At 66.3% G+C, this 24,937-nt stretch carries 30 protein-coding genes; 8 read left to right on the forward strand and 22 right to left on the reverse strand.

The genetic code is table 11. From position 1 onward, the window contains the following. Positions 1-72: 72 nt before the first annotated feature. Complete coding sequence (locus IEX69_RS20050; protein ID WP_085021768.1) at positions 73-393, forward strand: hypothetical protein; 321 nt, start codon at positions 73-75, stop codon at positions 391-393. Between the two features lie 90 nt (positions 394-483). On the opposite strand, the gene IEX69_RS20055 is transcribed toward IEX69_RS20050, so the two are convergent. Next, positions 484-1,389 (reverse strand): ArdC-like ssDNA-binding domain-containing protein, encoded by a 906-nt coding sequence (locus IEX69_RS20055; RefSeq protein WP_085021856.1) that lies wholly within the window; start codon positions 1,387-1,389, stop codon positions 484-486. Positions 1,390-1,986: 597 nt separating this feature from the next. Here IEX69_RS20055 and IEX69_RS20060 point away from each other — a divergent pair. After that, positions 1,987-2,157: a hypothetical protein gene (locus tag IEX69_RS20060; RefSeq protein WP_157127517.1), complete on the forward strand. Its 171-nt coding sequence runs from the start codon at positions 1,987-1,989 to the stop codon at positions 2,155-2,157. A gap of 312 nt (positions 2,158-2,469) precedes the next feature. Continuing rightward, positions 2,470-2,985 (forward strand): hypothetical protein, encoded by a 516-nt coding sequence (locus IEX69_RS20065; RefSeq protein WP_157127516.1) that lies wholly within the window; start codon positions 2,470-2,472, stop codon positions 2,983-2,985. A gap of 41 nt (positions 2,986-3,026) precedes the next feature. Here the strand turns inward: IEX69_RS20065 and IEX69_RS20070 are convergent, their stop codons facing one another. Both IEX69_RS20070 and IEX69_RS20075 read right to left on the reverse strand, forming a co-directional pair. After that, entirely contained in the window at positions 3,027-3,485 is a 459-nt protein-coding gene (locus tag IEX69_RS20070; RefSeq protein WP_157127515.1) for a hypothetical protein, read from the reverse strand. Beyond that, a complete protein-coding gene (locus IEX69_RS20075) occupies positions 3,440-3,742 on the reverse strand; it encodes a hypothetical protein (RefSeq protein WP_174604630.1) in 303 nt (100 codons plus the stop codon). Before IEX69_RS20075 ends, IEX69_RS20070 begins: the two co-directional genes overlap by 46 nt. 70 nt (positions 3,743-3,812) lie before the next feature. Here IEX69_RS20075 and IEX69_RS20080 point away from each other — a divergent pair, with 70 nt between their 5' ends. Then, a complete protein-coding gene (locus tag IEX69_RS20080; protein ID WP_157127514.1) occupies positions 3,813-4,148 on the forward strand; it encodes a hypothetical protein in 336 nt (111 codons plus the stop codon). Between the two features lie 375 nt (positions 4,149-4,523). Here the strand turns inward: IEX69_RS20080 and IEX69_RS20085 are convergent, their stop codons facing one another. The 12 genes from IEX69_RS20085 to IEX69_RS20140 form a co-directional block, all read right to left on the reverse strand. Next, entirely contained in the window at positions 4,524-4,787 is a 264-nt protein-coding gene (locus IEX69_RS20085; RefSeq protein WP_085021761.1) for a hypothetical protein, read from the reverse strand. A gap of 85 nt (positions 4,788-4,872) precedes the next feature. Next, positions 4,873-5,919: a PDDEXK nuclease domain-containing protein gene (locus IEX69_RS20090; protein WP_085021760.1), complete on the reverse strand. Its 1,047-nt coding sequence runs from the start codon at positions 5,917-5,919 to the stop codon at positions 4,873-4,875. A 799-nt stretch (positions 5,920-6,718) separates the two neighbouring features. Beyond that, positions 6,719-7,261, reverse strand: a complete 543-nt coding sequence (locus IEX69_RS20095; RefSeq protein WP_085021759.1) for a DUF3093 domain-containing protein — start codon at positions 7,259-7,261, stop codon at positions 6,719-6,721. After that, entirely contained in the window at positions 7,258-8,874 is a 1,617-nt protein-coding gene (resB, locus tag IEX69_RS20100) for a cytochrome c biogenesis protein ResB (RefSeq protein ID WP_085021758.1), read from the reverse strand. Before resB ends, IEX69_RS20095 begins: the two co-directional genes overlap by 4 nt. A gap of 7 nt (positions 8,875-8,881) precedes the next feature. After that, positions 8,882-10,057, reverse strand: coding sequence for a M23 family metallopeptidase (locus tag IEX69_RS20105; protein ID WP_174604628.1), 1,176 nt, complete (start codon positions 10,055-10,057; stop codon positions 8,882-8,884). A 127-nt stretch (positions 10,058-10,184) separates the two neighbouring features. Then, positions 10,185-10,571: a hypothetical protein gene (locus tag IEX69_RS20110; RefSeq protein WP_085021756.1), complete on the reverse strand. Its 387-nt coding sequence runs from the start codon at positions 10,569-10,571 to the stop codon at positions 10,185-10,187. A 276-nt stretch (positions 10,572-10,847) separates the two neighbouring features. Further along, on the reverse strand, positions 10,848-11,492 hold the full coding sequence (locus tag IEX69_RS20115; RefSeq protein ID WP_085021754.1) for a copper resistance CopC family protein: 645 nt from the start codon (positions 11,490-11,492) through the stop codon (positions 10,848-10,850). Beyond that, complete coding sequence (locus IEX69_RS20120) at positions 11,489-12,463, reverse strand: cytochrome c oxidase assembly protein (protein WP_085021753.1); 975 nt, start codon at positions 12,461-12,463, stop codon at positions 11,489-11,491. The genes IEX69_RS20115 and IEX69_RS20120 overlap by 4 nt, the downstream gene beginning before the upstream one ends. Next, on the reverse strand, positions 12,460-14,448 hold the full coding sequence (locus tag IEX69_RS20125) for a bifunctional copper resistance protein CopD/cytochrome c oxidase assembly protein (RefSeq protein WP_229756497.1): 1,989 nt from the start codon (positions 14,446-14,448) through the stop codon (positions 12,460-12,462). Before IEX69_RS20125 ends, IEX69_RS20120 begins: the two co-directional genes overlap by 4 nt. Next, positions 14,445-14,648, reverse strand: a complete 204-nt coding sequence (locus IEX69_RS20130) for a hypothetical protein (protein ID WP_308420522.1) — start codon at positions 14,646-14,648, stop codon at positions 14,445-14,447. The genes IEX69_RS20125 and IEX69_RS20130 overlap by 4 nt, the downstream gene beginning before the upstream one ends. Before the next feature lie 102 nt (positions 14,649-14,750). Next, positions 14,751-15,131, reverse strand: coding sequence for a hypothetical protein (locus tag IEX69_RS20135; protein WP_157127513.1), 381 nt, complete (start codon positions 15,129-15,131; stop codon positions 14,751-14,753). A gap of 99 nt (positions 15,132-15,230) precedes the next feature. Continuing rightward, on the reverse strand, positions 15,231-15,548 hold the full coding sequence (locus IEX69_RS20140) for an ArsR/SmtB family transcription factor (protein ID WP_085021751.1): 318 nt from the start codon (positions 15,546-15,548) through the stop codon (positions 15,231-15,233). Between the two features lie 72 nt (positions 15,549-15,620). Here IEX69_RS20140 and IEX69_RS20145 point away from each other — a divergent pair, with 72 nt between their 5' ends. Continuing rightward, complete coding sequence (locus IEX69_RS20145) at positions 15,621-16,544, forward strand: cation diffusion facilitator family transporter (RefSeq protein WP_085021853.1); 924 nt, start codon at positions 15,621-15,623, stop codon at positions 16,542-16,544. Between the two features lie 15 nt (positions 16,545-16,559). Further along, the gene (locus IEX69_RS20150; RefSeq protein ID WP_085021750.1) at positions 16,560-16,868 is read left to right on the forward strand and encodes a TFIIB-type zinc ribbon-containing protein; all 309 of its coding nucleotides are present in this window, start codon (positions 16,560-16,562) and stop codon (positions 16,866-16,868) included. On the opposite strand, the gene IEX69_RS20155 is transcribed toward IEX69_RS20150, so the two are convergent. Next, a complete protein-coding gene (locus IEX69_RS20155) occupies positions 16,865-17,440 on the reverse strand; it encodes a signal peptidase II (RefSeq protein ID WP_085021749.1) in 576 nt (191 codons plus the stop codon). The genes IEX69_RS20150 and IEX69_RS20155 overlap by 4 nt on opposite strands. A 29-nt stretch (positions 17,441-17,469) precedes the next feature. Here IEX69_RS20155 and IEX69_RS20160 point away from each other — a divergent pair, with 29 nt between their 5' ends. Both IEX69_RS20160 and IEX69_RS21175 read left to right on the forward strand, forming a co-directional pair. Beyond that, on the forward strand, positions 17,470-18,321 hold the full coding sequence (locus IEX69_RS20160) for a calcium:cation antiporter (RefSeq protein ID WP_308420523.1): 852 nt from the start codon (positions 17,470-17,472) through the stop codon (positions 18,319-18,321). Next, positions 18,306-18,560, forward strand: coding sequence for a calcium:cation antiporter family protein (locus IEX69_RS21175; RefSeq protein WP_308420524.1), 255 nt, complete (start codon positions 18,306-18,308; stop codon positions 18,558-18,560). Before IEX69_RS20160 ends, IEX69_RS21175 begins: the two co-directional genes overlap by 16 nt. On the opposite strand, the gene IEX69_RS20165 is transcribed toward IEX69_RS21175, so the two are convergent. From IEX69_RS20165 to cmtR, 6 genes are all read right to left on the reverse strand, one after another. After that, positions 18,557-19,291, reverse strand: coding sequence for a cytochrome c biogenesis CcdA family protein (locus IEX69_RS20165; protein WP_085021748.1), 735 nt, complete (start codon positions 19,289-19,291; stop codon positions 18,557-18,559). The two genes, IEX69_RS21175 and IEX69_RS20165, sit on opposite strands and share 4 nt — an antisense overlap. Then, positions 19,288-19,866 (reverse strand): TlpA disulfide reductase family protein, encoded by a 579-nt coding sequence (locus tag IEX69_RS20170; RefSeq protein WP_229756498.1) that lies wholly within the window; start codon positions 19,864-19,866, stop codon positions 19,288-19,290. Before IEX69_RS20170 ends, IEX69_RS20165 begins: the two co-directional genes overlap by 4 nt. A 4-nt stretch (positions 19,867-19,870) precedes the next feature. Beyond that, a complete protein-coding gene (locus IEX69_RS20175) occupies positions 19,871-20,518 on the reverse strand; it encodes a DsbA family protein (RefSeq protein ID WP_229756499.1) in 648 nt (215 codons plus the stop codon). A 79-nt stretch (positions 20,519-20,597) separates the two neighbouring features. Further along, a complete protein-coding gene (locus IEX69_RS20180) occupies positions 20,598-21,191 on the reverse strand; it encodes a M23 family metallopeptidase (protein WP_174604626.1) in 594 nt (197 codons plus the stop codon). 1,287 nt (positions 21,192-22,478) lie between these two features. Continuing rightward, on the reverse strand, positions 22,479-24,524 hold the full coding sequence (locus IEX69_RS20185; RefSeq protein WP_085021851.1) for a heavy metal translocating P-type ATPase: 2,046 nt from the start codon (positions 24,522-24,524) through the stop codon (positions 22,479-22,481). After that, positions 24,521-24,880 (reverse strand): Cd(II)/Pb(II)-sensing metalloregulatory transcriptional regulator CmtR, encoded by a 360-nt coding sequence (gene cmtR, locus IEX69_RS20190; protein WP_085021852.1) that lies wholly within the window; start codon positions 24,878-24,880, stop codon positions 24,521-24,523. The genes IEX69_RS20185 and cmtR overlap by 4 nt, the downstream gene beginning before the upstream one ends. Between the last annotated feature and the right edge of the window lie 57 nt (positions 24,881-24,937).

Raw genomic sequence — 24,937 nt, forward strand, 5'->3', positions numbered from 1 at the left:
CCGGCCGTAGTTCCGCATCGCGGCCCGCCACCTGATCTTTCCCGTGTCAGGGGCGAGAGCTACCGTGGGTGCATGGACGAGGACTACAGGCGCTACCCCGGAGCCGTCAGCGACGGGCTCTACCGCGGCCTGCGCACCGCCGGCCTCATCGGCCTCATCGTCTTCGCCGCGGGTAGCGTGCTGCAGCTGGCACTCACGTACGGCGCCGGCATCGAGACGCCGAGCTGGGCGATGGCGCCGCAATGGATCGGCATCACCCTGTTCCTGACCACCTCGATCATCCAGAGCATCGACGACCGGCAGCGCTACAAGGCCATGCTCGAGGCCGCGGCCTCGGCCGAGCGAGCTCGTCGAAACCCGCTGGCCTTCCTGCTCCCGAGCCGATCCCGGTAGACCCGCCCGTCCCGCTGGGTCTGGTGGGGAGCACGAGGGGCACCGCGCCCTCGTGGGCCGGCCCCCGGGGTGGGGCCGGCCCACGCGAGTTCACACCTGGCTGGGCTCGTCCTCGGGTGTCGGGCTGATGATGTCGTGGACCTGGTGCGCGACCCGCAGCACCACCGCGGCCGTCGACCGGATCAGGGCGGTGTCCGCGTCGGCCCATCCGGCGATGTAGCCGATCGAGTAGGCGGCGGTGTCCAGACCGAGCATGCCCGCGACGACGTAGGCGACCGACTCGGCCTCAGTCTCGGCACGCCCCCGATGCTCGGCGTAGTCGTCGACGTCGTCGACGTGCCCGGCGAGAATGTGAGCCGCCTCATGGATCAACGTCTTCGCAGCCTGAGCGGGGGAGAGGTCCTCCCGGATCGCGACCACCCGACCGGCGGGCCGGGCGTAGCCGTTCTTCTGACCTGCCATCGGCTCCCGCTTCACGCTCCAGCCCTCTCGCTCGAGGTAGCCAGTCAGGGCGGTGATGATGCCGTGATCGTCTGTGCCCTCGATCCGGCGCGTGAGCTCACCAGCAGCGGCGAGCTCCGGGTCGACGACATCGGTCTGAGAGATGTCGAACACGGACAGGATCGGGAACCTCGGCGACCTGGTCTCTTCCTCCTCCCCGTCGTCGTTCAGACGGGTTCCCTTCTTCGTCGAGTAGCCGATGATCCGCAAGGCTCGCTCACCCTTCCGCACTGCCCGTCCCAGGGTCAGCCACTTCCGGAACCCGGCCACCTGCGACGCCTCCGGGCACTGACCCAGGATCAGGAGGACGTTGCTGAGGCTGTAGCTGTGGAACGCGGATGAGAACGCCAGGAACCGCTCCCACGCCCCGGTGTCGCGCAGCTGCTCGACCTGCACCGCGATCTGCTCGTGCAACGCCTCGGCCTGCTGCTTGCGCTCCTCCACGCTCACCCGCGGCCGCGCCGTCTTCCGCGCCTTCGTTGCTGTGGTGACCATCAGCTCCACTCCCTCTCTTCCCCCTCGTTGTTTGCCGGGGAGGCACGAACGTGCCGAGCAGGGACGGGAACCGGAGCGCAACCCGGAGGGTGGCGGGGGAGAGAATCTCGGCGCGATGTGAGGGAGCGCAGCGACCGCGTGCCGAGAATCTCGGCGGAGCCGGCCGCGCAGCGGCTTGCACGCAGGAGCCCGGCCCGTACGATGCCGAAGGCTCCCCGGCAAACCACGAGCCACCCCACGGGTGGCGACACAGCGCCCGGCCCCAGGCCGGCTCCACTCAGACCAGTCAGCGGCCGCCACCGCGGCCGGGCCGTTCGAACGTGTGGGATGCGGGCCGCCGGTCGTTCCCGAGTAATTAGACGGCCCGCGCCGCCATCATCCCAGAACACCGCTGGAGCTCGTCGACGGATGGGCGTCACGATTCGCTGCGAATCGCGTCTCTCTTGGTGGAGGCCACGGCTGTCCGACCCCCACCTGGGCGGCCGTGGCCTTCACCCCGCAGCCAGTGGGGGCCGCCGTCACGGTTCGGCGCCACGTCCCGAAGGAGCAAGCCGCTTGCATATCGACCGGCTACCCTCGATGCCGGGGGTCACAGTCATGAGCGAAACCATCACCACCGCAACAGAGACCACACCCGTCACCACCATCGAACCCACGGCAGACCGCACCAACCCGAGCGGCACGTGGGAAGTGATCGTGCTTGGCTCAGCCTGCGCGATCACTGTCCTCGCGGCCGTGACCTCGATCTGTACCCTCGGCATCCAGTAGGCGGCGCGGTCAGTCCGTATCCGGGATCTCTGAGCGTTTCACGGCCCCCGGCCGTGAGTGCTTCCAGCTATCCCGGATCCGCCCTCTCCCGGGCTGACGGAGACTCGCTGGAGACTCGCTATGGAAGAGTCTTCGGACCCTAGTCCCCGGGTGCTGCAGGGGCTACGGTGGTGCTCGCACGAGCATCAGCTGTCCCCCCACAGCGCGCGTGTATGCGCCCCGCTGGCTTCCCCCGAGCCGCGGGGCGCCCTCGTTACTCAGCCCGGGCTGGTGCTGGGTCCAGTGTCGGCCGTCTTCGGTAGCGTGACGCTCATGACCGAGGACATCCGGACGATCGCCGCACGGCTCCTGGGCGCCCTCGACGATCCGAACGCGCCGCACCTGGTCATGGTCACCGATCCCAAGCTGGTGCCGGGCTTCTGCGACTTCTACGGGCCCTATCCGAGCGCGATGGCGGCCGCGAACGCGATCGACGATGTGCGGGCCACGATCGACCCGCGGGGGCCGCTGGACGTACACGGTGCATCGCCTCGAAGCGCCCCCGACCCCGTAGCGCGATCAGCGCCCCTCAGGCGGCACCGGGGGCAGGGTGCGGCCGATCTGGTTCCCGTTCCGGTCCAGGAGGAGACGTCGGCCGTCGGTGAGTTGAACGCGCATCTGTCGGACGGCGTGGATGACGTAGACGTGGGCGAGCTGGTCGCCGTAGAGAGCGCGGGCGCGATCCCAATACGGCTGATCGTCGTGGCTGATGTCAGTCGGCCCCTTCCCCGGGTCAGGAGCCACTCTAGGAGAAGGGTTCCATCCGCGGGGGAGTGCGTTCTAGCGTGAACGAGGGGCCGTCGCTTTCCTGTCCACGGCAGCGGCGGCCTTCACCGACCTCGACCGCCCCGCCGTCCTGGCGCGTAGACCTGTCGGGCGCCAGGCTCCCAGTCATGCGGCTGCTCGAGAGTCGCGTAGACGAGAGACCACCCCTCCGGCACCCGCAAGCCCGCGGCTTCCTCAGGGGTATCGGCGGTCTTGCCGTCGACCGTGTACCCAATGGTCAGCCCGTCGACGTCACGACGCATGCGCGCCCACACCACCGGCCTCATCCCACGGTGCGGCCGCAGGTAGCGATCAGGCCAGAGCTCCGGATTGTCTCGCACATCGACGCCGTCCGCCCAGATCCTGAGGCTGGGCGGGACGGCGCCGGCGTCGACGTACATCTGCTCCACCGACTGCTGCTGCGCCCGCCAATCCGGGTAGGCCGACGTGGCGTCGCGACGGTCGACCGCGAAGCCTTTCAGGGCGCCTCCCGCGGCTTGGTGACGGCCGATCGCCACACCCACGCCCGCTGTGTCCCCCCACCGAGCACGTCGTACTCAACCAGCGCGACGCGCTCGTTGAACGCCAGCACTCGGCCCTCGACCTCGACGGTGGCCTCTGGGTAGCGCACCCACGCCTTCACCCGCGGCGGGGCGGCTGGCTCGATCGTCGCTCCCGCTGAGCGGAGCTCCTCATCGGTGAGGGTAATCGGCTTGGGCTGAGTGAGGAAGGCGTTAACGGCCTTCCATGTCACGTCTCCATAGCGCCGGTTTTGACCCATTCCGAAAGAGTAGAACAAATGTTCGAATGATGCCCGCCTCGCGGCGGCCCACGGATCCTAGAGTGGGAGCGTGGATGAGTCGCGAGGGAGGGCCGTCATGGGGCGCCTGTGGCTCTGGGGTGTCCTGGTCGTCCCGACACTGGCCTATGCGTTCGCATGGCTTTCCCTGCCGATAGATTTTGGCGCGCCGGGCCCGATGGACCCGGGCAGGTTTGTGGGGCCGCGCGTGACGGCTGCAGTCGGGCTCGCGTGTGGAGTGGCATGCACGGTCGCAATCTGGGTGGTCGTGATGCGCAACAAGAATCTCCCGTTCGCGTTCTGGCCTCTCAGCTCACCACTCATCACAGCAGGGCTCGGCACGGTCGGGATGTACACGGTCGGCATCTACCCCGCCTTTCAGCTCTAGCGCAGCAGCCTCTATGGTGGCCAGCCAAGAAGGGCACACGAGCTCGATCCCGCGTTTCGATGACATCGGCGTAGCCTGCGCTCATGGGGGCTAGAACGTCGTGGATAACTAGCTGGTGGGCCCGCTTCGGGATGCCTGCGGTCATCATCGGTGTTGGGATGCCGATAAGCGCTGCGATCCGGCAGAAGGAAGACCTCACGGGCTACTTCATCTACGGCGCGATCTTCGTGATTGTGGGTGTCGTTTGCTTGCTCGTCGCAGCGTTCAGAGCCGCCCGTCAGCGACACACGCCTACGGCGGAGTCATCTACTCGCTCGCCCGGTTCCCGGAGTTTCTAGACGTTCGGATATGCGGACCACTGAGATCCAGCACCAATCACGGCGTGCACCCGCCGATCAGAGCATGCGCACACTGCGCGGATCCGATCGACAAGAAGAGCTGGAAGAGGAACTCAAACACGTACGGGATCGCGTAGGCGAGCCCGACCCCCGCGGCGACCATCAGCGCAAGGATGACGAGGAGCGAGCCGGAGAGCTGCAGCGCTTCGCCACGAGGCTCGGTTTCGGATTCGATCGAACCAGACAGCACGAAATCCCGGATTGTGTCGTCGTCGCTGGGTTTCTCGTTCACAGCCGGCATCGCCCCCTCCGAGATCCAGGGTCGTCGTCAAGGCTGGGGAAAACCTGGCTCGGCAGAGACCCTGAAACTGCGCTGATAACCTGCGTTACGTCGTGTCAGACAGCGCCTGCTCCGAAGGGTCTGCAACAGCATCGGCTGCAATTCTCGTGAGGGTGTCCTCCGCTGGAAGGGCGGCAGCGTCAGAGGCGGAGAGCTCGTACCTTGACACGGCGACAGGTTGTGCGGTGCCTGCGAGGGCGTAGCGGACGACGGTCTCGTTCTTGTCGGCGACGAGCAGCATGCCCATGGTGGGGCGGTGGAGGGTTTCGTCGCGAAGGCGATCGTCGACGAGTGCGACGTAGAAGCCGAGCTGTCCGGCATCGCGCGGATCGAACTTTGTCGTCTTGAGTTCAATGACCACGTAACGGAGTTGCTGGACATGGAAGAACAGAAGGTCGACGTAGTAGTCGTCTCCCTCGACGTCGAAGTGGACCTGACGACCGACGAACGCGAACCCCCGGCCGAGCTCACGGAGGGTCTCCATGATCCGTGCAGTGAGCCGGTCCTCGAGCTGGCGTTCGGACGCGTCTGAATCGATAGCGAGGAAGTCAAGCGTGTAGGGGTCTTTGGTGATCTGCTGGGCCAGTTCGGAATCGGCCGACTCGAGCGCGGTGGCGAAGTTGCTGGGAGCCGCTCCCTCCCGGTCGTGAAGACCGGTGGCGATCTGATGGGTGAGGACCGCGCGGCTCCATCCGTGCTGCAGGTCTCGGAGCGCGTACCAGTCGCGGAGGTTGGGGTCGTCGAGCTTGTCGAGCAGGGAGACGATGTGGCTCCAGGGCAATTCTCCAACAGGCTGTTGGAGAATTGCGTCCTCGGTCCAGCTCTCGGCGAAGCGCCGCATGTAGGCGAGATTCGCGAGCGAGAATCCCTTCATCGAGGGGAACTCGTTTCGCAGATCGGTCGCGAGCCGCGTCAGGACCCCCGTTCCCCACCGTTCGACGCGCTGCCGGGCAAGGATAGTGTCGCCAATCCGCCAATAGAGACGCAGCATCCCCGTGTTCGCCTGACGTTGGACGGCGAAGCGCGCTTCACGCACCTGCTGCTTCAGAATGGCGAGCGTCTCGCCGTAGCTGTCCGGCTCGATCTCCAGCATCTCGGACTCCTACTAGGGCTCGGTAAGTTTTCCAACAGGCTATTGGAGGACCGTCGCCGCGATCCGGAACCGGCTCAACCCACACTCACGACTCCGAAGCGCACTTCGCTCTATCCGGCCCCGCCACAGGCAACGCGCGAGGCCGTTGTCTTTGCCTGGCTGACCTGTCAGTGAGTTTCGAGAGACGATTAGGCTCCGGCAGAACATCTTGGTCCGTTTGGACGGTCTCTACTGACGGGAGGAGCAAGGAGGTCTCGCGGGGTCTTTGCTCCAACTGGTCCGGCTAGATTGCACGCTGGATGCGATAGCCATCAATCGAGGATCCGTCAGAGCGGGTGTCGCGTCCTCGGCTAGTTGTGTGGCTTGGCAGTAGAGCTGATTGAGCAGTTGGGTTGCGGCTTGTGGTCTGTCGGCGGCGGCGATGGTGTCGAGAGCACGGAGTTGATCCGTGGTCTGTTGAAGGTCGGGGTGGCTCTGCGTGAGTATCGCGGTCGGTTGTGCGGGTTGTCCCCACTCTGTGAGCACTGACGCGGCGAGGGTGTTCTCTGACTCGAGGGCGAGGGTGATGTCGTTGACGTAGGAATCTGACCCAGCCAGCGCCGTGAGCGCATCGAGGGTTTCGTCGTTGTGTTGGATCAGCGCGGTGGCGAAGAGGATCTCGTCATCGGAGACGGTGGCTGGCGTGGTTGGTCGTGGTGACGGTGGGTGGATGGTGTTGGGGGAGCGTGACATCTCTTTGGTGCATCCGGTGAGGGCGAGTCCGACGGTGGTGAGCGCCGCGATCGCTGTCAGCGCGGTCCTAGTCCTCATGGCCGTTGGGCGTTGAGGGTTCGGGGGTGGGGGTCGGTGTGGGAGCTGGTGGTGTGGGCTCCGGTAACGCGAGGACGGCGAGGAGCGTTTCTGGGCGCCGGGTGGAGAACAGCCAGTAGGGGGTGGGGTCTTGGGGGTCGTTGAGAGTGATCTTCGCGACTGGCTTGATCCAGCCGCGGATGGAGAGGTAGCTTCGCGCGTCAAGGCGGGTGCCGCGTTCGGCGGTGGCATCTGGACCGAAGTGTGCTGAGGCGGTGGCGAGGTGTTTTCTGTCGATGTGTGCGCGGCCGACAGTGAGCGTGGACGGGGTGATGCGGATAACGGGCGAGGTGAGAAAGAGCAGCCCGAGGATGCCGGCGTAGAGCAGGATGCCGACGGTGATTCCGACGGCGGCGCCGGGTATGTCGGATTCGGGGTTGATGGGTATGAAGACGACCAGGCTGGCGGGAATGACGAGGGCGATGGAGAGGATGATCCCGAGGGAGGGTCGCATCCTCTCGATGTATAGCGGCGACGTCGGTTGCGGGGTCATGGCTGCTTTTCTGGATCGAGGGTGGGCTGGGCCGCGGGCGGGTAGGCGCGCGTGAGGCTGTCGCGGAGTCGGGTGAGGGCCTCGTCGAGACGGGGGTCGTCGCCGCGGGCGAGGGCTGCATATTCCACGTACGTCCCTGTCTCGGTGGGTTTGACCTTGACCCAGATGCGGCGGCGGGGCACGAATAGGGAGGTCAGCAGGCCGGCGGTCGCGGTGAGGGCGAAGAGGAGGACGGCGTCCTGGGCGGGGTCGGAGCTGAAGTCGAACGAGGCGAACCGTCGCACGGAGTCGAAGGTGATGCTTCCAAGTCCGTTGGGGAGCGTGACGGTCTCGCCTGGCTGAAGGCGGAGGGACTCGGTTCCGGAGTCGCCTCCGGTGAGTTGTTGGAGGGAGTCGGTGTCGAGGGAGTACGCCGAGATGGGGGATCCCGTGTCCAGGCCGAGGTCGCCTTGGAAGACGTTCAGGGTCATGGCGGGATAGATCAGGTCGGGGAAGCTGGAATACTTCGCGCCTGTCGTGCTGGTGGCTTCGGTGGGATAGAGGAAGCCCAGCATCCCGATCTGTTCAGTCAATCCGTCGGGAACCTTGATCACTCCTAGAGAGGTCAGGTTGGCGTCCTGGGGCAGGAAGGCGATGGCGTCGGAGAACACGACGTCGCCCGCGGGGTTTCGGACGGTGATCTGGGGTGCGTATCCGTTTCCGAGGAGGAAGACGTCTGTGCCGCCGATCTCGAGGGGCTGGTTGACGCGGATAGTGGAGGTGGTAGCTGCCTGGGCGTCGGTGACGGTGACGCGTGCGGTGAAGTCGAGGGGTTGGCCGAGGGCGTTTCGGTTTCCTGTTTCATAGGTGACGTCGAGTCCGTCGAGCGCGAGCGAGTACCGGTCCAGAAGTGCGGGGGTGAAGAGCCGGCCAGGGGTGAATGAGTCGTAGGAGCCCTGGGTGTTAGCGAACCCTTCGCCTTCGACCACGACTCGCTGGCCGGAGTAGCCGTAGAGGCCTCCCGCAGCGACGGCGAGGAGAACGCCGACCAGGGAGAGGTGGAAGACCAGGTTGCCGGTCTCGCGGAGGTAGCCGCGTTCCGCGGAGATGCTTCGTATGGGTCCTGAGTCGTAGCTGGTGACGCGGTAGCGCTGGGCACGAAGCGACCGGGCGGTGTTCTCGAGGATGCTGCTGGGGGCGACATCGAGGGTGAGTGAAGTGTGGGCTGGCAAGCGGGAGAGCCGGGATGGGGTCCTGGGCGGATTGGCCCGGAAGGCCTTCCAATGGTGGCCGATCCGGGGGATGACGCAGCCGATGAGAGACACGAATAGCAGAAGGTAGATGCTCGAGTACCACCAGGACCCGTAGGAGTCGAAGGCTTGGACGGCATCGAGGATTGGCGCCAGCTGGGGGTTGTTGTCGAAGTACTGGGTGACTCCGTTGGGATCTGAGCTTCTCTGGGGGACGAGAGACCCGGGCACGGAGGCCAGCGCGAGAAGCAGCAGCAGAAACAGGGCCGTGCGCATGCTGGTCAGTTGACGCCAAGCCCAGCGCACCCAGCCACGGGAGGCACGGGGTGGCTGCACTGGGGCGTCGACGTGGTCGGCTGGCCGGTCGGGGGAGAGAGCGGTCATGGATGGGTCAACCCAGCGTGGCGCCCCGTGCCGACATGAAGGGCTCGGGGTCGATTCGGGTGCCGTTCACCGTGATCTCGTAATGCAGGTGACACCCGGTGGACACGCCGGTCGTGCCGGCGAGGGAGATGACTTGTCCGGCGGCGACGGTCTCGCCGGGACTGACGAGAAGCTGGCTGTTGTGGGCGTAGCTTGTTTGCACTCCTGACCCGTGGGTGATCTGCACCCAGTTTCCGAACCCGCCGAACCAGCCGGCGTAGTTCACCGTCCCTGCGGACGCGGCGTAAACGGGAGTGCCGCAGCTGGCCCCGAGATCTACACCATTGTGGTAGGTGCTGGCGCCGGCGGTCGGGGCGATGCGGGGCCCGAAGCCGTCGGAGATGCGCCCGCCCACGGGACGCCCCCAGCCCTGGTCGGAGAGCTGCCCGGAGTCCAGTTGCGGCGCGCCTGAGGCTGCAGCACGGGCGGCGGCCTCAGCAGCGGCGGCGGCACGACGCACCTCCTCACCCTTGGCGTAGTCAGCTTCGGTCGCCTGCCGGTTCTCTGTCAGGACAGTGAGTTGCGCCTTCATCGTCTCGGCGGCGGCCTGCTGCTCGAGGAGGTTCGCTTGAACCTGCTGGGAAGCGGCGACCGCGTCCTGCATGGCTGCTTCGGCTTCCACGGCGAGGCGGGCTCGTTCCTCTTCTGCCGTGGCGGCTTGACTGGCCAGGGCGGTCGCGGTGTTGCCCGCGGCGTCGGCTTCGGCGTAGAGCACGGACACGGTCTGGGTCAACTGCGAGGTGCTTGTCAGCCGGGACAGCAGATCCGTGGCGTTGTCGCCGGAGAGCAGGAGTTGTGCGGTGAGCTGGTCGATCCCGCCGGTGCGGGTCATGGTCGCCGCGAGCTGGCCGACCGTCGTTCTGGCCTGGTCGGCTTCCGCGCTGGCGGTGGCTGCTTCCGCGGTGAGGGCCTGGGTTCGCACGGTCGCAGCGTCGAGATCGCCTTGGGCTTGATCCCATGCCTGTGTGGCCTGTGTGGCCGCGTTCTGCGCGGTAGCGAGGTCGGCTTCGAGGGTGCTGATCATGGCGGTCAGCTCCGCGATCTGCTGTCGTTGGGCGGCTTCGTTGTTGCGAGCCGCCTCGACTTCAGCCCATGTGGGGTAGTCCGCGGCCTGTGCGGAACTGGGAGCGAGGATGAGGCCCATAGTCAGCGCGAGTGAGCTGAGGATGGCGGCGTGAGGGCGTGCGCGTGAAGCACTTCGAGACATGGATCTGCTTTCGACGAGAGTGGGCAGCGCGAGATGGCGCGCTCGGATCGGAGGCGGATCGTGTCTAGATACGGAGGCTGATGGGTCCCGGGCCGACCGCGAGGTCGTACCCGTACCATGCGGACCCAGCAGGGGGGTGATGATCTTCACGGCTCATGACGTGAACGGGGCGGAAGCGGATCGCAGCGATCAACAGGAGAAGGACCGATCCCGTCAGGGCGAGGATTCCCGCGCAGGTGGTGGAGGTCCCGTCTTGGTCTTGCCCGTCGTCTGCTTGAAGTGCTGCGGTCGCGACGTGGCCGGTGGCGGGCGCCGCCGCGACGACGGAGGAAGGCTGCTGTTGGAGGGCCTGCTCGGTGGCGGTGCTGTGCAGGATCACGCTGAGGGCTGCAGCGATTCCGACGAGCACGGTCAGGAGGATGAGCGGGACCAGGGGTGTGCGTGTGGTCATCCTGCGCTCACCTCCTCCGTCGCTCGATTGTAAACATGCTGCTGTATCCTCGGGTGGATTGGTGCTGGGGTGGGAGGTTTCTCGTGGGCGCGAAGCGGTCAAGGTGGACGTCGACGCAGTGGGCGTTGCTGGCGTTCGGGTTGAATGCGGCATGCCTCCTGGTGCTGTTCGTGAACCTTCTCACCGGCAATGCGTGGTGGGAGGCCGCGGTCGCGGTCGCGGCGGTGTGTCTGGGTCTGGGTGGAGCTGCGGCGTTCCAGACCCGTCGGCTGCGGATCAAGGAGCGTTACCCTCTCGACTAGCGTCCTTCCGGCGGCGGGCCCGTACTCCGAGGATGATCGCGACGGCGAGAATCGCTGCGATGACGAGCGCGGAGGCGACGAGGAAGATGGGGAACGTGGCGTCGTACGCATCCGAGGCCAGCGGGGTGGCGTCCGGACTGGGCGCGGGCTCGGTCGGTGCCGAAGCCTCGGGCGTGGGTGTGGGAGTCGTCGGGGTCGGCGTCTGGACGGGCGGGGCTGGGGCGGCGTCGACGGTGTAGGTGAACGCGTACTGTCCGGAGATGGGGTGTCCGTCGGAGGAGACGGTCTGCCAGAGCACCTGGTATTGCCCCGGTCCCGAAGGGGCGACGTCCTTCGACAGCTGCGTGTCGGCGATGCGGAGCGTGCCCGCGGACACGTCCGTTCCGGCGGGGTCGAGGACCACGATCGCCATCCCCGTTTCGAAGCCCGCCAGGGGGGATTCGTTGAACGTCAGCTCGACAGAGTTCAACGGCTCGGTCACGGTCGCGTCCGGAGCCGGTGTGGCTGAGGCGAGGGCGTCGTGGGCTGAGGCAGGCGGGGCACTGGAGAGGCCGAGTATGGCCGCCGCGAAGATGCCGGCGAGGAGGAGGGGGATGCGGTGGCGCGGACGGGCGGTCATCGCGGTCCTTTCTGTGACGGGTCGGTGAGCTGACCGAGGCGGGTGAGGTAGTCGTTGTATGCGTCGAGGTCCGGGTCGCCGTGGAGGTCGTGTCGTCGGTCCGCTTGGCGGGCGCGCCGGGTGTCGTCGCGGTACCAGCGGCTGAGAAGGACCAGCAGGATGATCACGGTCGGTGCCTCCCCATACGACCACGCCAATCCGCCGGCCAGGAGCTGGTCCTGGAGGGGGTCGATGCCCCATGCGGACGGAGGGTCCGCGAACCAGGCGACAAGCGGCGCGGTGGCCATCATGACGATGACCCCGAAGAAGGCGTGCAGGGGCATCTCGGCGAACACGTCGAGCAGCCGGCCCAGGTGGGTCTGTCGTGCGGGGAGTGGATCGGCGGAGATGAGCGGGACGGTGAAGAGGATGCCGCTGCCGAGGAAGAGCAGTTCGAGGCCGAGGTGTCCGCTCCAGGTCGCGAGGAGGGTTGATGCGATTCCTGTCAGGAACAGGCCGTAGAAGGTGAACAGGAACAACGGGATCATCACGGCCGGGTGCAGCAGGATCCGGAATGTGGGGGAGCGCAGGCCCCAGAACGCGATCCGGTGCACGACCTTGCCGGCACCGGAGTGGGGGGTGGCCCGGAGAAGCAGCGTGCCGGGGGAGCCGAGGACGAGCAGAGGCGGCACAGCCATCATCAGCGTCAACTGCTGGAACATGAACACCGAGAACATGCCGTAGCCGTATCCTTCGATGCCGGCCCCCATCGTGACGCCCAGGACGACGCAGCCTGCGGCGAAGCAGAGGGTCCGCCATCTGCTCCATCGTCGTCCGGTGGCCCATAACCGGATCGCTCCTGCCAGGTAGGCGGTCAGTGCGAGGAGAGCGATGAGGGGGATGACAGGAATGGGTTGCAGGTTCGGGGCCAGCAACTGAGCGAGGTCCGGGGGTACGGTAGGCAGCCAGATCGGGCCGCTGGGGATGTTCATCGCGGACGGTCTCTGTCGGTCAGCTGCTGCAGCATGGAGTTGTAGTCCTGCAGGTCGGCGTCCCCGGTTCGGGCGGCCTGGCGATCTAGCCGCCGAGCTTCGCGTTCATCCGAGCGAGACCAGAGGGTGATCATGGTGATGACCAGTAGCAGCGTGGGGATCTCTCCCACGCTCCACGCGATGCCCCCGGCGGAGCGCTGATCCTCCAGAGGGTCGATCGGCCAACCCTCAGTGATCTGTCCGTACCAGTCGGGCAGCAGGAGGCTTGTGGAGGACATCAACGCCAGGCCGAAGAAGGCGTGGAAGGCCATCACGATCAGCAGAGTCAGGAGTCGGAGCGGGTAGGGGAATCGGTAAGGGACCGGGTCGATGCCGATCATGGATAAGGCGAAGAGGTATCCGACGATGAGGAAGTGCGCGATCATCCACTGGTGTCCCAGCGGATCCTTGACGGCCCAGTCGAAGAGGGGAGTGTAGTAGAAGGCCACCGTCGAACCGGCGAAGAGCACGGCCGTGACGAGGGGGTGAGTGAGCACGGTGGTGAGGGGGGAGTGGATGAGGGTCATGATCCACTCCCGCGCTCCGCGACTACCGTCTGTTCGCGGCTGCACGGCTCGGAGGGCGAGCGTCACGGGCGCCCCGAGGACGAGCAGGAGGGGAACCAGCATGCTCAACGCCATGTGCTCGAGCATGTGGGCGGAGAACAGGTAGGTGCCGTACACGGAGGGAGCGCCGCTGGTCAGATAGACCAGCATTGCCAGGCCCGCCAGCCAGGCGACCAGCCGGGCGGGATGCCAGCTGTCTCCCCGGCGTCGCAGTCGTAGCATCCCCGCGAGGTAGAGAGCGGCGCCGAACCCAGCGACCGTCAGCCAGATCGGATCCACAGCCCACTGGTCCAGGAATCGGAGTGGCTCGAGCGGGGCGGGCAGGGGCTGGCCGCTGAGTCTCTCCGAGGCCGTGACCGCGAGCTCCTCGGTCACGGGCGGTGCCGTGCGAGCCAAGATCGCTGCAACCCCGGAAGCGGCGCCCATCACCGCCAGCTCAGCGGCCACAAGGCCGGCGAGCAGGCCCCCGATCCGGTTTCGTCCCTGGATCCGGCGGATGGTCCAGCGTCGGTGTAGCGCTCCTGCTAGGCCCAGCAGCAGTAGCGCGATGATCTTCACGATCAGCAACTGTCCGTATGGGGTGGTCACGAGTTGGGCGGGCGTTTCCAGTCGCAGCGACGCCGACACCAATCCGGAGATCGCGACGATAGCGAAGCAGGCCAAGGCGAGCGTGGAGTATCTGCGAAGTAGGGTGCCGCGATCGACGTCCATCCGTCCAAGAACGACGGCGGTGACCGCCAGACCTCCCACCCATAGCGCCGCTCCGGCCGCGTGCATCCACAGCGCCGATGTCGCGGCGGAGTGGCTGCCGGCGCCGGCGGCATGGCCCTGCAGCGCCATCGGGATGAGCGCGGCGAACGCTGCGGCTGCGAGGGCGCCGGCTCCGATCGGGGAGCGGACAGCGAATCCAAGCACGGCGAGCACGGCGGCGGACAGCACTGTCGCCAACCATCCTTGTCCGAGGCTGACTTCGGTCAGGAACTGCCCATAGCTGGCGCCGAAGATCGACCAGGGCACGGCGCCAGCGAGGTTCATGTATGCCAGGACGCTGGTCCCTAACGCCGAGATAGCCCACAGCGCTGCAGATCCCGCAGCGATGTCGAGAACACGCCCATAGGGTGCCTCTGTCACGGGCAATGCAGTCGCGGCTAACACCAGCGCTCCAATCGTGACGGCGCTAGCCAGGTCCACGATGATGCGACAGACGGGGAGGGCGATGTCGACGACGGGACCTGCGTCGATGAGCAGCGCTGGCGCCGATGCCAGCGTCGTGGCTGCCAGAATCACTCCGACACCGATCGCCACTGCGGCCAGCAGCGCAGGCGAAAGCAGAATGAGGAGCCGTGCAGACGAGCGAGGTGCGATCGTAGGCGCGGTCACGGGGCGTCCTCATGGGTAGCGTCGGCGTCCTGCGCTGCAGTGAGCCGGGCTCGTTCCTGCTCTTTGATCTTGGCGTAGACCTTCCGCTCGCGTGAATCGGCCTTCAGGATCGCGCGCATCGCGAACCAGAAGATCAGTCCGACGAGGATCGTGGGGGTGACGGAATAGATGGCGTTGAACCACCAATCGTCCATGCTCATGCGAGGCATCTCCGAGGTGAGCCGGTGGTGCCTGCTCAGGCACACCAGCGGGGATCAGGGCGTGCCTTCGTCGGCGCCGCTCCTGACAGGTCGGGTCTGCGTCTAGACCCTCAAAACCTGATGCCCGTGGCCCATCGGCCCGTGCCGCAGGACGATGTTCTGACGCACCGCCGCCGGAAGTGCTGCCGCGATCGCCTCCAGCACCGCCGTTCCCGATGGCAGCAGCAGAGCTACCAAGACGAGGAGAACGACTCCGGCTCCGGTCATCGAGGCGCAGAGTGCTGAGCACGCTGCAGCGACAGGAGCGGTATCCGGCGCCTGGGTCACGGACGACGCGGTCACACCCACCGGGGTGTCACCGGCAGTCACGGCGGCGGCGACCGACGCGGCTCCTGGTGCCGCGGACTCTGTCATCGAGTCTCGCGCGTGGCCGAAGGTCAGCGCCATGACCGCGGCGACAGCGAGCAGCACAGCGACGAGCACCGTCCATGCTCGCGTGACCGACACGTGCGCCGCCCTCTCCTCTTGCCACCGACGCACCTCAGGGTAGCAAGACAGGATCGGGCAGCTCGCCAATGCGAGCTAAACCGGGATCGGCATCACATGCTCGGGATCGGGTGAGAGCACCACGCCGAGCAGGTCTTCAAGAGCGTGAGACAGGCGCTGATCGGCGAGTTCATACCGTGCCCGGCGACCCTCGGGCACCATGACGACCAGCCCGCAGCCACGAAGACACGCCAGGTGGTTCGACATCCGCTGTCGCGACACTCCCAAGAGCTCCGACATCTCCGCGGGATACCCCGGCCCTGTCGACAACTCCACGAGGATCCGCGATCGGATCGGGTCCGAGAGAGCGTGACCGAAACGTGAGAGTGCATTCACGGCCACCAACGTCTCCATACGTGAATGATATCCGTTCTCAAGTAATAAAGGATTCACTTAACTATCAACGTCTGCGTGTACCTTTACGGTATGTCCGGTCACAGCCACACGCATGATGCCTCCTCGACCGGTGTCCACCGGAAGCGGATCGCCATCGCCCTGGCCATCACGTCGACGATCTTCGTCGCGGAGGTCTTCGGGTCGATCATCACCGGCAGCCTGGCGCTGCTGATCGATGCCGCGCACATGCTCACCGACCTCCTGGGCCTGACGATGGCTCTGGTAGCAGCAGCCCTGGCGGGTAGGCCGGCATCCTCCAAGCGGACGTGGGGTTTTGCTCGAGCGGAGGTCCTCGCGGCTATGGCCCAGGCGACGGTGCTGCTCGCCGTGGGACTCTTTGTCTTCGTCGAGGGAGTTCAGCGTCTATTCGCTCCGCCCGAGATCGCATCAGGCGAGCTGATCATCTTCGGCGCGATAGGGCTGGCTGCGAACATCGCATCCCTGCTGGTGCTGTCGGGCAGCCGAACGGGCAACCTCAACCTCAGGGCGGCGTTCCTGGAGGTTCTCAACGACGCTCTTGGATCGGTTGCGGTCATCGTCGGCGCCGTGGTCATCATGCTCACTGGCTTCACTCAAGCCGACGCAATCGCGGCGATGCTGATCGGTGCCCTGATTATCCCGCGCACTCTCAAGCTGCTGAAGGAGACCATCGATGTGCTCTTGGAGTCCACGCCGGCGGGTTTGAACCTCGACGACGTCCGCGAACACATCTTGCAGCTGCCTCACGTCGCGGGCGTACATGACCTGCATGCCAGCCAGGTCGCGACCGGCCTGCCCGTCATCAGTGCCCACGTCGTGGTCCGGGACGAGTGCTTCCAAGACGGTCACGCGCCCCAGATCCTGAACAGCCTGCAGGCGTGCGTCGCCGATCACTTCAACGTCGCGATCGATCACTCCACCTTCCAGCTTGAACCCGTCAGTCACCAAGAACACGAACAGGCCCTTCACGCCTAGCAGAGGACGTATCTGATGAAATGCCCTATCGACTCCACCGAGCTAGTGATCTCCGAGCGCACCGGCGTGGAGATCGACTTCTGCCCTCAATGCCGGGGCGTCTGGCTGGATCGCGGCGAGCTGGACAAGATCATCGACCGGGCCGATCGCTCTTACGGAACCTCCGATGACATCAGCTACCGCGGCCGGGATACCCGCGATTACGGTCGCCGGGACAGTCACGGAAGTCGCGGGGACCACCATGGCGACAAGTACGACGGACACGGGGACCGTCGAGGGCGTTCCCGCCGGGAGGGCTTCCTCGGAAACCTGTTCGACTTCTAGTTGATCGGCTCGCCCGCGGTACTCGAGCTCGGTCGCGCGGAGCGGACGCGGAGATATCCCCCGGCTCCGATGACGACGCCGAGGAACACCCAGATGTCCGCCACGTTGCCGATGAACCAGGTCGCGTATGCCAAGAAATCGATGACGGGTCCCGATCCCCAGCCCGGCTCGAGGCGGATTCGGTCGATGACGTTCCCCACCGCGCCTCCGACGACCAGACCCATTCCGACCGCGAGCCACAGCGATCGAGTTCGGACGATTCCCACGAGGAGCACGGCTGAGACGAGTACGGCGAAGGCCGTGATCACCGGCGTCATGCCTTGCCCGAGAGAGAAGGACATGCCTGAGTTGTAGACCAACTCCAGCCCGAAGAGCCCACCCACGAGGTCAATCCGGCTGGCTCCAGTGAGCGAGGACACCGCCCACAGCTTCGTTCCCTGATCGATCGCGATGGCCGCGGCGATGACAACCCCCGCGACCAGCAGCAAGCGAGCCCTGTCGCGACGCTGAAGATCTGTCTGTCCCGCGTTTGTCTCGACCATGCCCCCATAGTACAGATTGCGCTTAACCATCTTGGTGGTGCCGATCGAGAGAGTGATTGATGACCCTGACCCGGATCCTCCGCCTGTGGACGCTGGCGCTGCCTGTGCTGGCGCTGCTCGGCCTTCTTCTGACCTGGGGCCGGGAGCTTCCGCTGGGCCTGGTGATCGTCGTGGGCGCTCTGCTGGTGGGTGCGGTGCTGGCTGCTGTGCATCATGCCGAGGTCGTCGCGCACCGGGTGGGGGAGCCGTTCGGGTCGTTGGTGTTGGCTGTCGCGGTGACGGTGATCGAGGTGGCGTTGATCATCACCTTGATGGCGGGCGGCAAGCCGGGGACAGAGACTCTCGCGCGGGATACTGCTTTCGCTGCCGTGATGATCACCTGTAATGGCATCGTGGGGATCTCGCTGCTGTTGGGCGCGGGCCGGCACCGTCTGGTTCGCTTCAATGCGGAAGGCGCTGGAGCCGCTCTGGCGGTGGTGGCGACGTTGACGACGCTGACGTTGGTGCTGCCTCGGTTCACGCAGAGTGCGCCCGGAGGGCTGTTCAGCGGTGCTCAGTTGGCGTTCGTGGCCGTGGTCGCCCTGGTCTTGTACGGCGTCTTCGTTCAGACCCAAACTAATCGGCACCGTGACTTCTTCCTCCCGGTCGATTCCCGCGGGAGAAGCATCGCGGAGAGCCACGCGGCTCCTCCGTCGTTGCGGCGGACGCTCATCAGCGTCGTGTTCTTGCTCGCGGCTCTGGTCTCGGTGGTGGGGCTGGCTAAGGGCGTTTCTCCGGTGATCGAGGACGGGGTGCGGGCGGTGGGGATCCCGAATTCGTTCGTCGGTGTGGTCATCGCCTTGGTGGTGCTTCTGCCGTGGGGCTGGCTGCGTCCAGGGCGGCGCTGCGTGATCGGATGCAGGTCAGCTTAAATCTCGGATTGGGTTCGGCGATGGCGACGATCGGTCTGACCATTCCCTCGATCGCGGTCGCGTCGATCTGGTTGCCGACGTCGCTGGAGTTGGGTCTCGGCGCGGTGCAGATCGTACTGTTCTCGGTGACGATGGTCGTCAGCGCTCTCACGATCGTTCCGGGGCGGGCCACTCGACTGCAGGGCATCACGCATCTGGTTCTGCTCGCCGCGTTCGTGTTTGTGTCGATGAGCCCTTAGATCGGTGTGGTGAAGGCCCCGATCCACCCTTGGAGCTGGTAGATCACGGCGGTCCACAGCCCGGTGACCATGAGTAGCCCCAGGATGATCAGCATGATCCCACCGGCGATGTTCATGGGGCGCACCCACGCCCGTGCGCGAGCCACGGCACGGGTTGCCCAGGTCACCCCGCCGGCGAGCAGCAGGAATGGTACGCCGAGGCCTAGGCAGTAGGCCAGTGCCAGCAGGGCTCCGCGTCCGGCGGATCCACTGTCCATGCTCAGCGCCGAGATGGCGACCAGGGTGGGTCCGAAACAGGGAGTCCAGCCCAGACCGAACACGACCCCGAGGAGCGGGGCGCCGGCTAATCCGACCGCGGGAGTGATGCGGGTGCGGACGGTGCGCTGCAGTCCGGGGATGAATCCGATGAACGCGACACCCATCACGATGACGATCACTCCGAGCACGCGGATCAGCACCGATTGCCACTGGATCAGCCATGCGCCTACGGCGCCGAACAGGGCGCCGTAGGCGATGAACACGGCAGCGAACCCGAGGACGAACAGGGCTGCGCCAGCCAGGACCCGACTGCGGCCTCGTCGAGGGTCGGCTCCGGCCGAGCCGCTGACGTAGCCGAGGTAGCCGGGCACGAGAGGCAGCACGCAGGGGGAGATGAAGGACACCAGTCCCGCGAGCATCGCGAGGGGCAACGCGATGGCGAGTTGCCCGCTGAAGACCAGGTCGGGGATCATTCCGGGTCTTTCACGACGCGATCGATGAGCGCCTCCAGGGTGGAGACGTCCAGGATGCGGCCGAGGATGCGGGCCGCGACCCGTCCCTCTCTGTCCAGGACGAGGGTGGTGGGGACAGCGTTGGGTGCGACTTGCCCGGCGAACGCGAGTTGCGCGGCACCGTCTGTGTCGATGATCGAGGGGTAGGTGACACCGAAGGTGGCCGCGAACTCGCGTGCGGTGGCGGCCTGGTCACGGACGTTGATGCCAAGGAATTGCACGCCCTGGTCCCGGTATGTCTGGTAGGTCGCTTCTAGGTCGGGGGCTTCGAGACGGCACGGGGCGCAGGCGGCGTACCAGAAGTTCACAACCAGCACCCTGCCCCGGTAGCTGCCGTCGCTCACGACCTCGCCGGTGTCGAGGGTGCCGGTGAAGGTGATGGGCTCGCCTCTGTCTGGTTCCGCGATCTCCAGAACGGACCCGTCTCCTGCGATATAGCCCTTGTCGTCGCCGGCGCGGTATTGATCCGAGAGGGTATCCGGTGCGCAGGCGGAGAGGGTGAGGATGGCGGCCGTGATGCCCGTCACGACCGCCATCCGGCTATTGGGCCAGCGCGGCATCGATCTGGGCGGTGAAGTCGTCGAAGCTGTCGATGGTCATTTTCTGGCCGTTGAGGAAGAACGTCGGGGTGCCTTCCACTCCGAGCGCAACACCGTCGTCGAAGTCCTGCTGGACGCGTTGCTGGGTCTGCGGATCAGCGACGGCAGCGTCGTATGCGGCCATGTCCAGACCGAGCGCCTCGGCGTAGGTGCGGAACAGGGCGGCCTGGGAGTCCTGTCGTTCCCCCCAGGCCTTCTGGTTCTGGAACATCTTCTGGTACATCTCCTCGAACATTCCCTGCTGGGCGGCCGCCTCGACGGCGACCGCGGCGTTCATTGAGTTCTGGTGGGAGGGGATGGGGAAGTAGCGGGTGACGAACGTGATCTGCCCCGCGTATTGCTCACGTAGCTGCTCCACGTACGGGTAGAACGCACCACACACCTCGCATTCGAAGTCGAGGAACTCGACCAGAGTGACCTTGGCGTCAGGGACGCTGTCGAGGACGTGACTGTTCTCTCGAGTGACCTGCACTCCGCCGCTCGGTGCGGCGGCGGGTGTGCGGTCGTCGATGCTGTTGCCGACGCTGACGAAGATGACCGTCAGTGCTGTTGCGATGGCGAGGAAGATGGCGACGAGGACGATGATCACCGTCGAGGGCTTGCGGGGTCGTCGCCCTGGTGAGGTTCTGCGGGGCTGTGGGCGTGCGGTGGTCATGCAGACGCGCCTTTCAATTTCGTGCGGAGATGAACGCGTAAGGGTCGACGGGGGTGTTGTTCACGTGGACCTCGAGGTGGGTGTGCGCGCCGGTGGAGACGCCGGTGTTGCCCACCGAGCCGATCTGCTGGCCGACTTTGACGGCCTGTCCTTCCTCGACCAGGGGTGACCCGGTGAGCATGTGCCCGTACCAGCTGCTGACCGGTTGGCCGTCGATGACGTGATCGATCACGACATAGACGCCGAGGCCGCCTTGGTCGGAGCGCTGGACCAGTCGGACGACCCCGTCGGCGATGGCGCTGATGGGGGATCCTTGGCCGGGGGTGAAGTCGACGCCCTTGTGGTTGGTGCTGCCGATTCCGCCGGGAGATTCTCGGGGTCCGAAGCCGTCGCTGATGGGAACGCCGACGGGGAAGGGCCACTGGACTGCGCTGTCGGGGTTGTTGGTGAAGGTATCCGCGGTGCGGGCGACTGTGGGTAGAGAGGCAGCAAGCGCAGGTTTCTTGGGCGCGCTTACGCTGTATCCGTCTCGAGCGACCTGCGCGGAGCTTGCCTCGCCCATGGCGAAGTCCTGCGGGGTGGTCAGCGTGGCCGCAGGGGCGGCCACCGTCTCGACGTGAGTTGTCGGCAGCCCCGCTGCGGACAGTGCAGGTATTGCGGTCAGAGCGACGGCGAAGGCGAGTGCCGTCGCAGCGCGGGCTCCATGCCGTTTTCCCTCCGCAGAACGCGAACGCGGCCGGGGGCGGGGGCGGCTCGCTGCGGCTTCCCATCCTGCTCGACGCGTGCGGATGGATGGGAGGGCAGCCGTCCGGGGCAGCGGTGGGGGTGAGCTGTCCACGTTCGCTGGGATGGGGGCCAGATCGGGCACGCTTGATGGTTCATCGGCGCCCGCCGGCTGGGTGTGCACGGGGTCGTCCGCGAGGTGCAGGAGGGCGGTGGGCGCCTTGAGCTCGAGGGCGTCGCTGAGGGTTTCGGTCCTCTCTGTGGCGGCGATCAGTTCCGCGTGGAGCGCCCGCTCAAGGGCGAGTGTCTCTCGTCGCGTCAAGGGAGCGACTGTCGTCCGCAGAGCGCGACGGCCAGTCATCGGAGCGGGTACGACCGCCGTGGGGGTGGTCTCAGCCGCTCGTCGCTGTCGGCGGGTGGGGTAGGGGGTGTTGGGGGTGTTGGGGGTGTTCACGCGTTTGTCTCACATCACGGCCCCGTCGATGACGGGGCAGTCGGCTGTGGCGGATGCATGGCGGCAGCGCACAGTTCACAGCGGACGGTCGGTCAGGGATCGGCTCGGCGCGTACGCGCCTTGGGACGCCTGATCTATCTGCGGACAGTCGAGAGCATGAAGACAGAAGGAGGTGCCGGGATCAAACCTGATCCGGGGTCGCCGACACGATGCACATCAGGCCGAGGGCGCGATCGGGCCGTGTGGTCTCGACGCTGGGTCGAGACGCGGTGGGCTCGCAGCGCGAGCAGCCCACAGAGCAGAGTGATCGCCGCGCATCCCGCGAATAGTGCAGCGTCCGTCGTGATCGCACCGGCGCCATCGTTCCCCAGAGCGTCGATGGATGTCGTCGCGTTCGACGCCTGGACGATCGCAGCGGGCGCAGGAACGGCTATCGTCTCTGCGACATGGGTGGTCGACGCGGCAAACGCGAATCCGCCGAGGAGCGCGAGAGCGAGCAGGAGAATCCGCGCGAGAGAGACCAACGGAGAAGCTCCGACAGGTCGAACTTGCACTTGCGGTCTCCTTCCTGCTGGCTCGATCGGACACAGACTATAAACTCGATCGGACACAGACTATAAAAGGGTGCCTGAACAATCCATCTGTGTCTAGCTGCCTTCCGTTGCGGGGCCGGGGTGGCCAGGCTGCCGCGGGTTGATGCGGCGCGATGAGGATGGGTTAGTCCGAAGGCAGGACAGCCCGTCCCCGGGCTGCGCGGAGTCCGTTGGCGATGACGACAACCTCCGCGATCTCGTGAACGAGGACGACACCGGCCAGCCCGAGCACTCCGAATAGAGCCAGTGGGAAGAGCACGATGATGATCGCCAAGGCCAACACGATGTTGCCTGTCATGATTCGGCGGCCCCGCCGGGCGTGACCGAGTGCCTGCGGGATCAGGCGGAGATCCGTGCCCGTGAAGGCTACGTCGGCAGATTCGATCGCAGCGGCGGAGCCGCTGGCACCCATCGCGATGCCGACGTCGGCGGCCGCGAGAGCGGGGGCGTCGTTGATGCCATCGCCGATCATCGCGGTGCGCTGGTCTACTCGGAGGCTTTCTATCGCTGTTGCTTTGTCGGCGGGCATTTGCTCGGCGCGGTAGTCCGCGATGCCGACCTGTTCGGCTAGTGCTCGCGCCGTCCGGGTGTTATCGCCGGTCAGCAGGACGGTCGAAACCCCGTGCTGGCGTAGCTGGCTGACCGCGGTTGACGCCTCCGGCTTCAGCTCATCCCGGATGCCCAACAGACCCGCTGGCGCGCCATCGATCTCGACCACGATGACAGTCATCCCGTCTTCCTCAAGCGCCTCACACCGCTCTGCGAGCTCTCCTGGCGGTACCCATCGGGGACTGCCCGCACGAACGAGCGAGGAGCCCATCCTTCCCGCGACGCCCTGCCCGGGATGTTCGGTCACCTCGGTCACTGCGGGCGGGTGGGGCTGCGCGGCGAGGACAGCGGAGGCCAGCGGGTGGGTGCTGTGGGACTCGAGCGCCGCCGCGACATCCAGCACGCGGCTCCGCCCGGCGACGGGCCCGGTCTCGATCGCCACGACCTCGGGTCGATTTCTGGTCAGGGTGCCGGTCTTGTCGAACGCGACAAGCTGCACCGCGCCGAGCTGCTCGAACGCCTCGCCCGACTTAATGACGACTCCGAAACGGCTTGCGGCGCCGATGGCCGAGATGACCGTGACCGGGACGGCGATTGCCAGCGCGCAGGGTGACGCGGCGACCAGAACCACCAGGGCGCGTTCGGTCCAGGTCGCCGGGTCTCCCACGACCAGCCCGAACACCGCTACCAGGGCGGCGGCGATCAGCACGATAGGGACGAGAGGCCGAGCGATTCGGTCTGCTAGCCGTGCACGGTTGCCTTTACGGGTCTGGGCCTGCTCGACCAGGCGCACGATCGTGGTCAGCGAGTTGTCACGTCCGTTCGCGGTCGCTTCGATCTCGAGGCTTCCACTGCCGTTGATTGCTCCCGCCGGGACAGCATCGCCGGGGCCCACCTCGACCGGGATGGATTCGCCCGTGATGGCGGAGGCGTCAATGCTGCTTCGCCCTGACGTGACGATCCCATCGGTAGCGACGCGGTCACCGGCTCTCACCAGGAGAATGTCAAGCTCTCGGATGTCGGCGGCGGGCACCTCCACCGGACCCGAAAGTCGGGAGATGGTGGCCGTCTCGGGGATGAGCGACAGCAGCGCCCGCAGGCCATGCCGCGCACGATCCATGGCTCGGTCTTCGAGCGCTTCCGCGATGGAGAACAAGAACGCCAGTGCCGCGGCCTCGCCTACGTGGCCGAGCAACACCGCGCCGATGGCGGCAATCGTCATCAGCAGGCCCACGCCGAGGCGGCGGCGGAGAAGCCGGCGGATCGCGCTGGGCACGAAGGTCGACGCCCCGGCCAGAAGACTTAGGGCCAGGACGATGGTGCCGGCCAGGCCGATGCCGGTCCACTCCAAGATGTATCCGACAGCCAGAAGCAGTCCGGCCGCGATCGGGACCAGGAGATGGCGGTCCTTCCACCACACCGACAGCTCTTCGCCGTCGCCGTGTTCGTGCTCATCATCCGAGTGGGCATCATGGTCGTGAGAGTCGTGGTCGTGCTCGTCGTTGTCGTGCACACAGTGCGTCGTCGTGGTGGCGGCACCCGGCGCGCTGAGGTTCAGCGCGCTGCGCCCACCGATCGACAACGAGATCGGCTCATCAGGTCCGCAGCATTCCTTGCTCACGCGTTCGCTCCCGGACCGCAGCACAGCGGGACGTCGCAGTTCTCATCCACACACCCCGTGCCGTCCTCCACGGCCAACACCACATCGACCAGGCCCAACAGAGCCCGGGTCAGGTGTGGGTCCGCGATCTCGTAGCGAGTCTGCCGCCCCTCCGGGATCGCGGCCACGATGCCGCACCCACGCAGGCACGTCAGATGATCCGAGACGTTCGATCGGGTCAGCTCCAAGTCCCGGGCCAACTCGGCAGGATAGCCGGGCTGCCCGATCAGGCTCAGCAGAATCCGCGACCGGGTCGGGTCGGCCATCGCCCGCCCGAGCCGGTTCATGACCGCAAGATGAGAAGCAATGGTCAGCATCCGCTGACCATACAGCATTCGCTGTACAAGATCGAGGTCTGCCAAAGGGTCCCGACA

Source organism: Cnuibacter physcomitrellae, assembly GCF_014640535.1.
Taxonomy (GTDB): Bacteria; Actinomycetota; Actinomycetes; order Actinomycetales; family Microbacteriaceae; genus Cnuibacter; species Cnuibacter physcomitrellae.

Excerpts from the sequence above, each read along its gene's own strand:
- IEX69_RS20050 (WP_085021768.1), top strand. The coding sequence starts at position 73 with ATGGACGAGGACTACAGGCGCTACCCCGGAGCCGTCAGCGACGGGCTC.
- IEX69_RS20055 (WP_085021856.1), bottom strand. The coding sequence starts at position 1,389 with ATGGTCACCACAGCAACGAAGGCGCGGAAGACGGCGCGGCCGCGGGTG.
- IEX69_RS20060 (WP_157127517.1), top strand. The coding sequence starts at position 1,987 with ATGAGCGAAACCATCACCACCGCAACAGAGACCACACCCGTCACCACC.
- IEX69_RS20065 (WP_157127516.1), top strand. The coding sequence starts at position 2,470 with ATGACCGAGGACATCCGGACGATCGCCGCACGGCTCCTGGGCGCCCTC.
- IEX69_RS20075 (WP_174604630.1), bottom strand. The coding sequence starts at position 3,742 with ATGGGTCAAAACCGGCGCTATGGAGACGTGACATGGAAGGCCGTTAAC.
- IEX69_RS20085 (WP_085021761.1), bottom strand. The coding sequence starts at position 4,787 with ATGCCGGCTGTGAACGAGAAACCCAGCGACGACGACACAATCCGGGAT.
- IEX69_RS20090 (WP_085021760.1), bottom strand. The coding sequence starts at position 5,919 with ATGCTGGAGATCGAGCCGGACAGCTACGGCGAGACGCTCGCCATTCTG.
- IEX69_RS20095 (WP_085021759.1), bottom strand. The coding sequence starts at position 7,261 with ATGACCCCGCAACCGACGTCGCCGCTATACATCGAGAGGATGCGACCC.
- resB (WP_085021758.1), bottom strand. The coding sequence starts at position 8,874 with ATGACCGCTCTCTCCCCCGACCGGCCAGCCGACCACGTCGACGCCCCA.
- IEX69_RS20105 (WP_174604628.1), bottom strand. The coding sequence starts at position 10,057 with ATGGGCCTCATCCTCGCTCCCAGTTCCGCACAGGCCGCGGACTACCCC.
- IEX69_RS20110 (WP_085021756.1), bottom strand. The coding sequence starts at position 10,571 with ATGACCACACGCACACCCCTGGTCCCGCTCATCCTCCTGACCGTGCTC.
- IEX69_RS20115 (WP_085021754.1), bottom strand. The coding sequence starts at position 11,492 with ATGACCGCCCGTCCGCGCCACCGCATCCCCCTCCTCCTCGCCGGCATC.
- IEX69_RS20120 (WP_085021753.1), bottom strand. The coding sequence starts at position 12,463 with ATGAACATCCCCAGCGGCCCGATCTGGCTGCCTACCGTACCCCCGGAC.
- IEX69_RS20130 (WP_308420522.1), bottom strand. The coding sequence starts at position 14,648 with ATGAGCATGGACGATTGGTGGTTCAACGCCATCTATTCCGTCACCCCC.
- IEX69_RS20140 (WP_085021751.1), bottom strand. The coding sequence starts at position 15,548 with ATGGAGACGTTGGTGGCCGTGAATGCACTCTCACGTTTCGGTCACGCT.
- IEX69_RS20145 (WP_085021853.1), top strand. The coding sequence starts at position 15,621 with ATGTCCGGTCACAGCCACACGCATGATGCCTCCTCGACCGGTGTCCAC.
- IEX69_RS20150 (WP_085021750.1), top strand. The coding sequence starts at position 16,560 with ATGAAATGCCCTATCGACTCCACCGAGCTAGTGATCTCCGAGCGCACC.
- IEX69_RS20155 (WP_085021749.1), bottom strand. The coding sequence starts at position 17,440 with ATGGTTAAGCGCAATCTGTACTATGGGGGCATGGTCGAGACAAACGCG.
- IEX69_RS20160 (WP_308420523.1), top strand. The coding sequence starts at position 17,470 with ATGACCCTGACCCGGATCCTCCGCCTGTGGACGCTGGCGCTGCCTGTG.
- IEX69_RS21175 (WP_308420524.1), top strand. The coding sequence starts at position 18,306 with ATGCAGGTCAGCTTAAATCTCGGATTGGGTTCGGCGATGGCGACGATC.
- IEX69_RS20165 (WP_085021748.1), bottom strand. The coding sequence starts at position 19,291 with ATGATCCCCGACCTGGTCTTCAGCGGGCAACTCGCCATCGCGTTGCCC.
- IEX69_RS20170 (WP_229756498.1), bottom strand. The coding sequence starts at position 19,866 with ATGGCGGTCGTGACGGGCATCACGGCCGCCATCCTCACCCTCTCCGCC.
- cmtR (WP_085021852.1), bottom strand. The coding sequence starts at position 24,880 with ATGCTGACCATTGCTTCTCATCTTGCGGTCATGAACCGGCTCGGGCGG.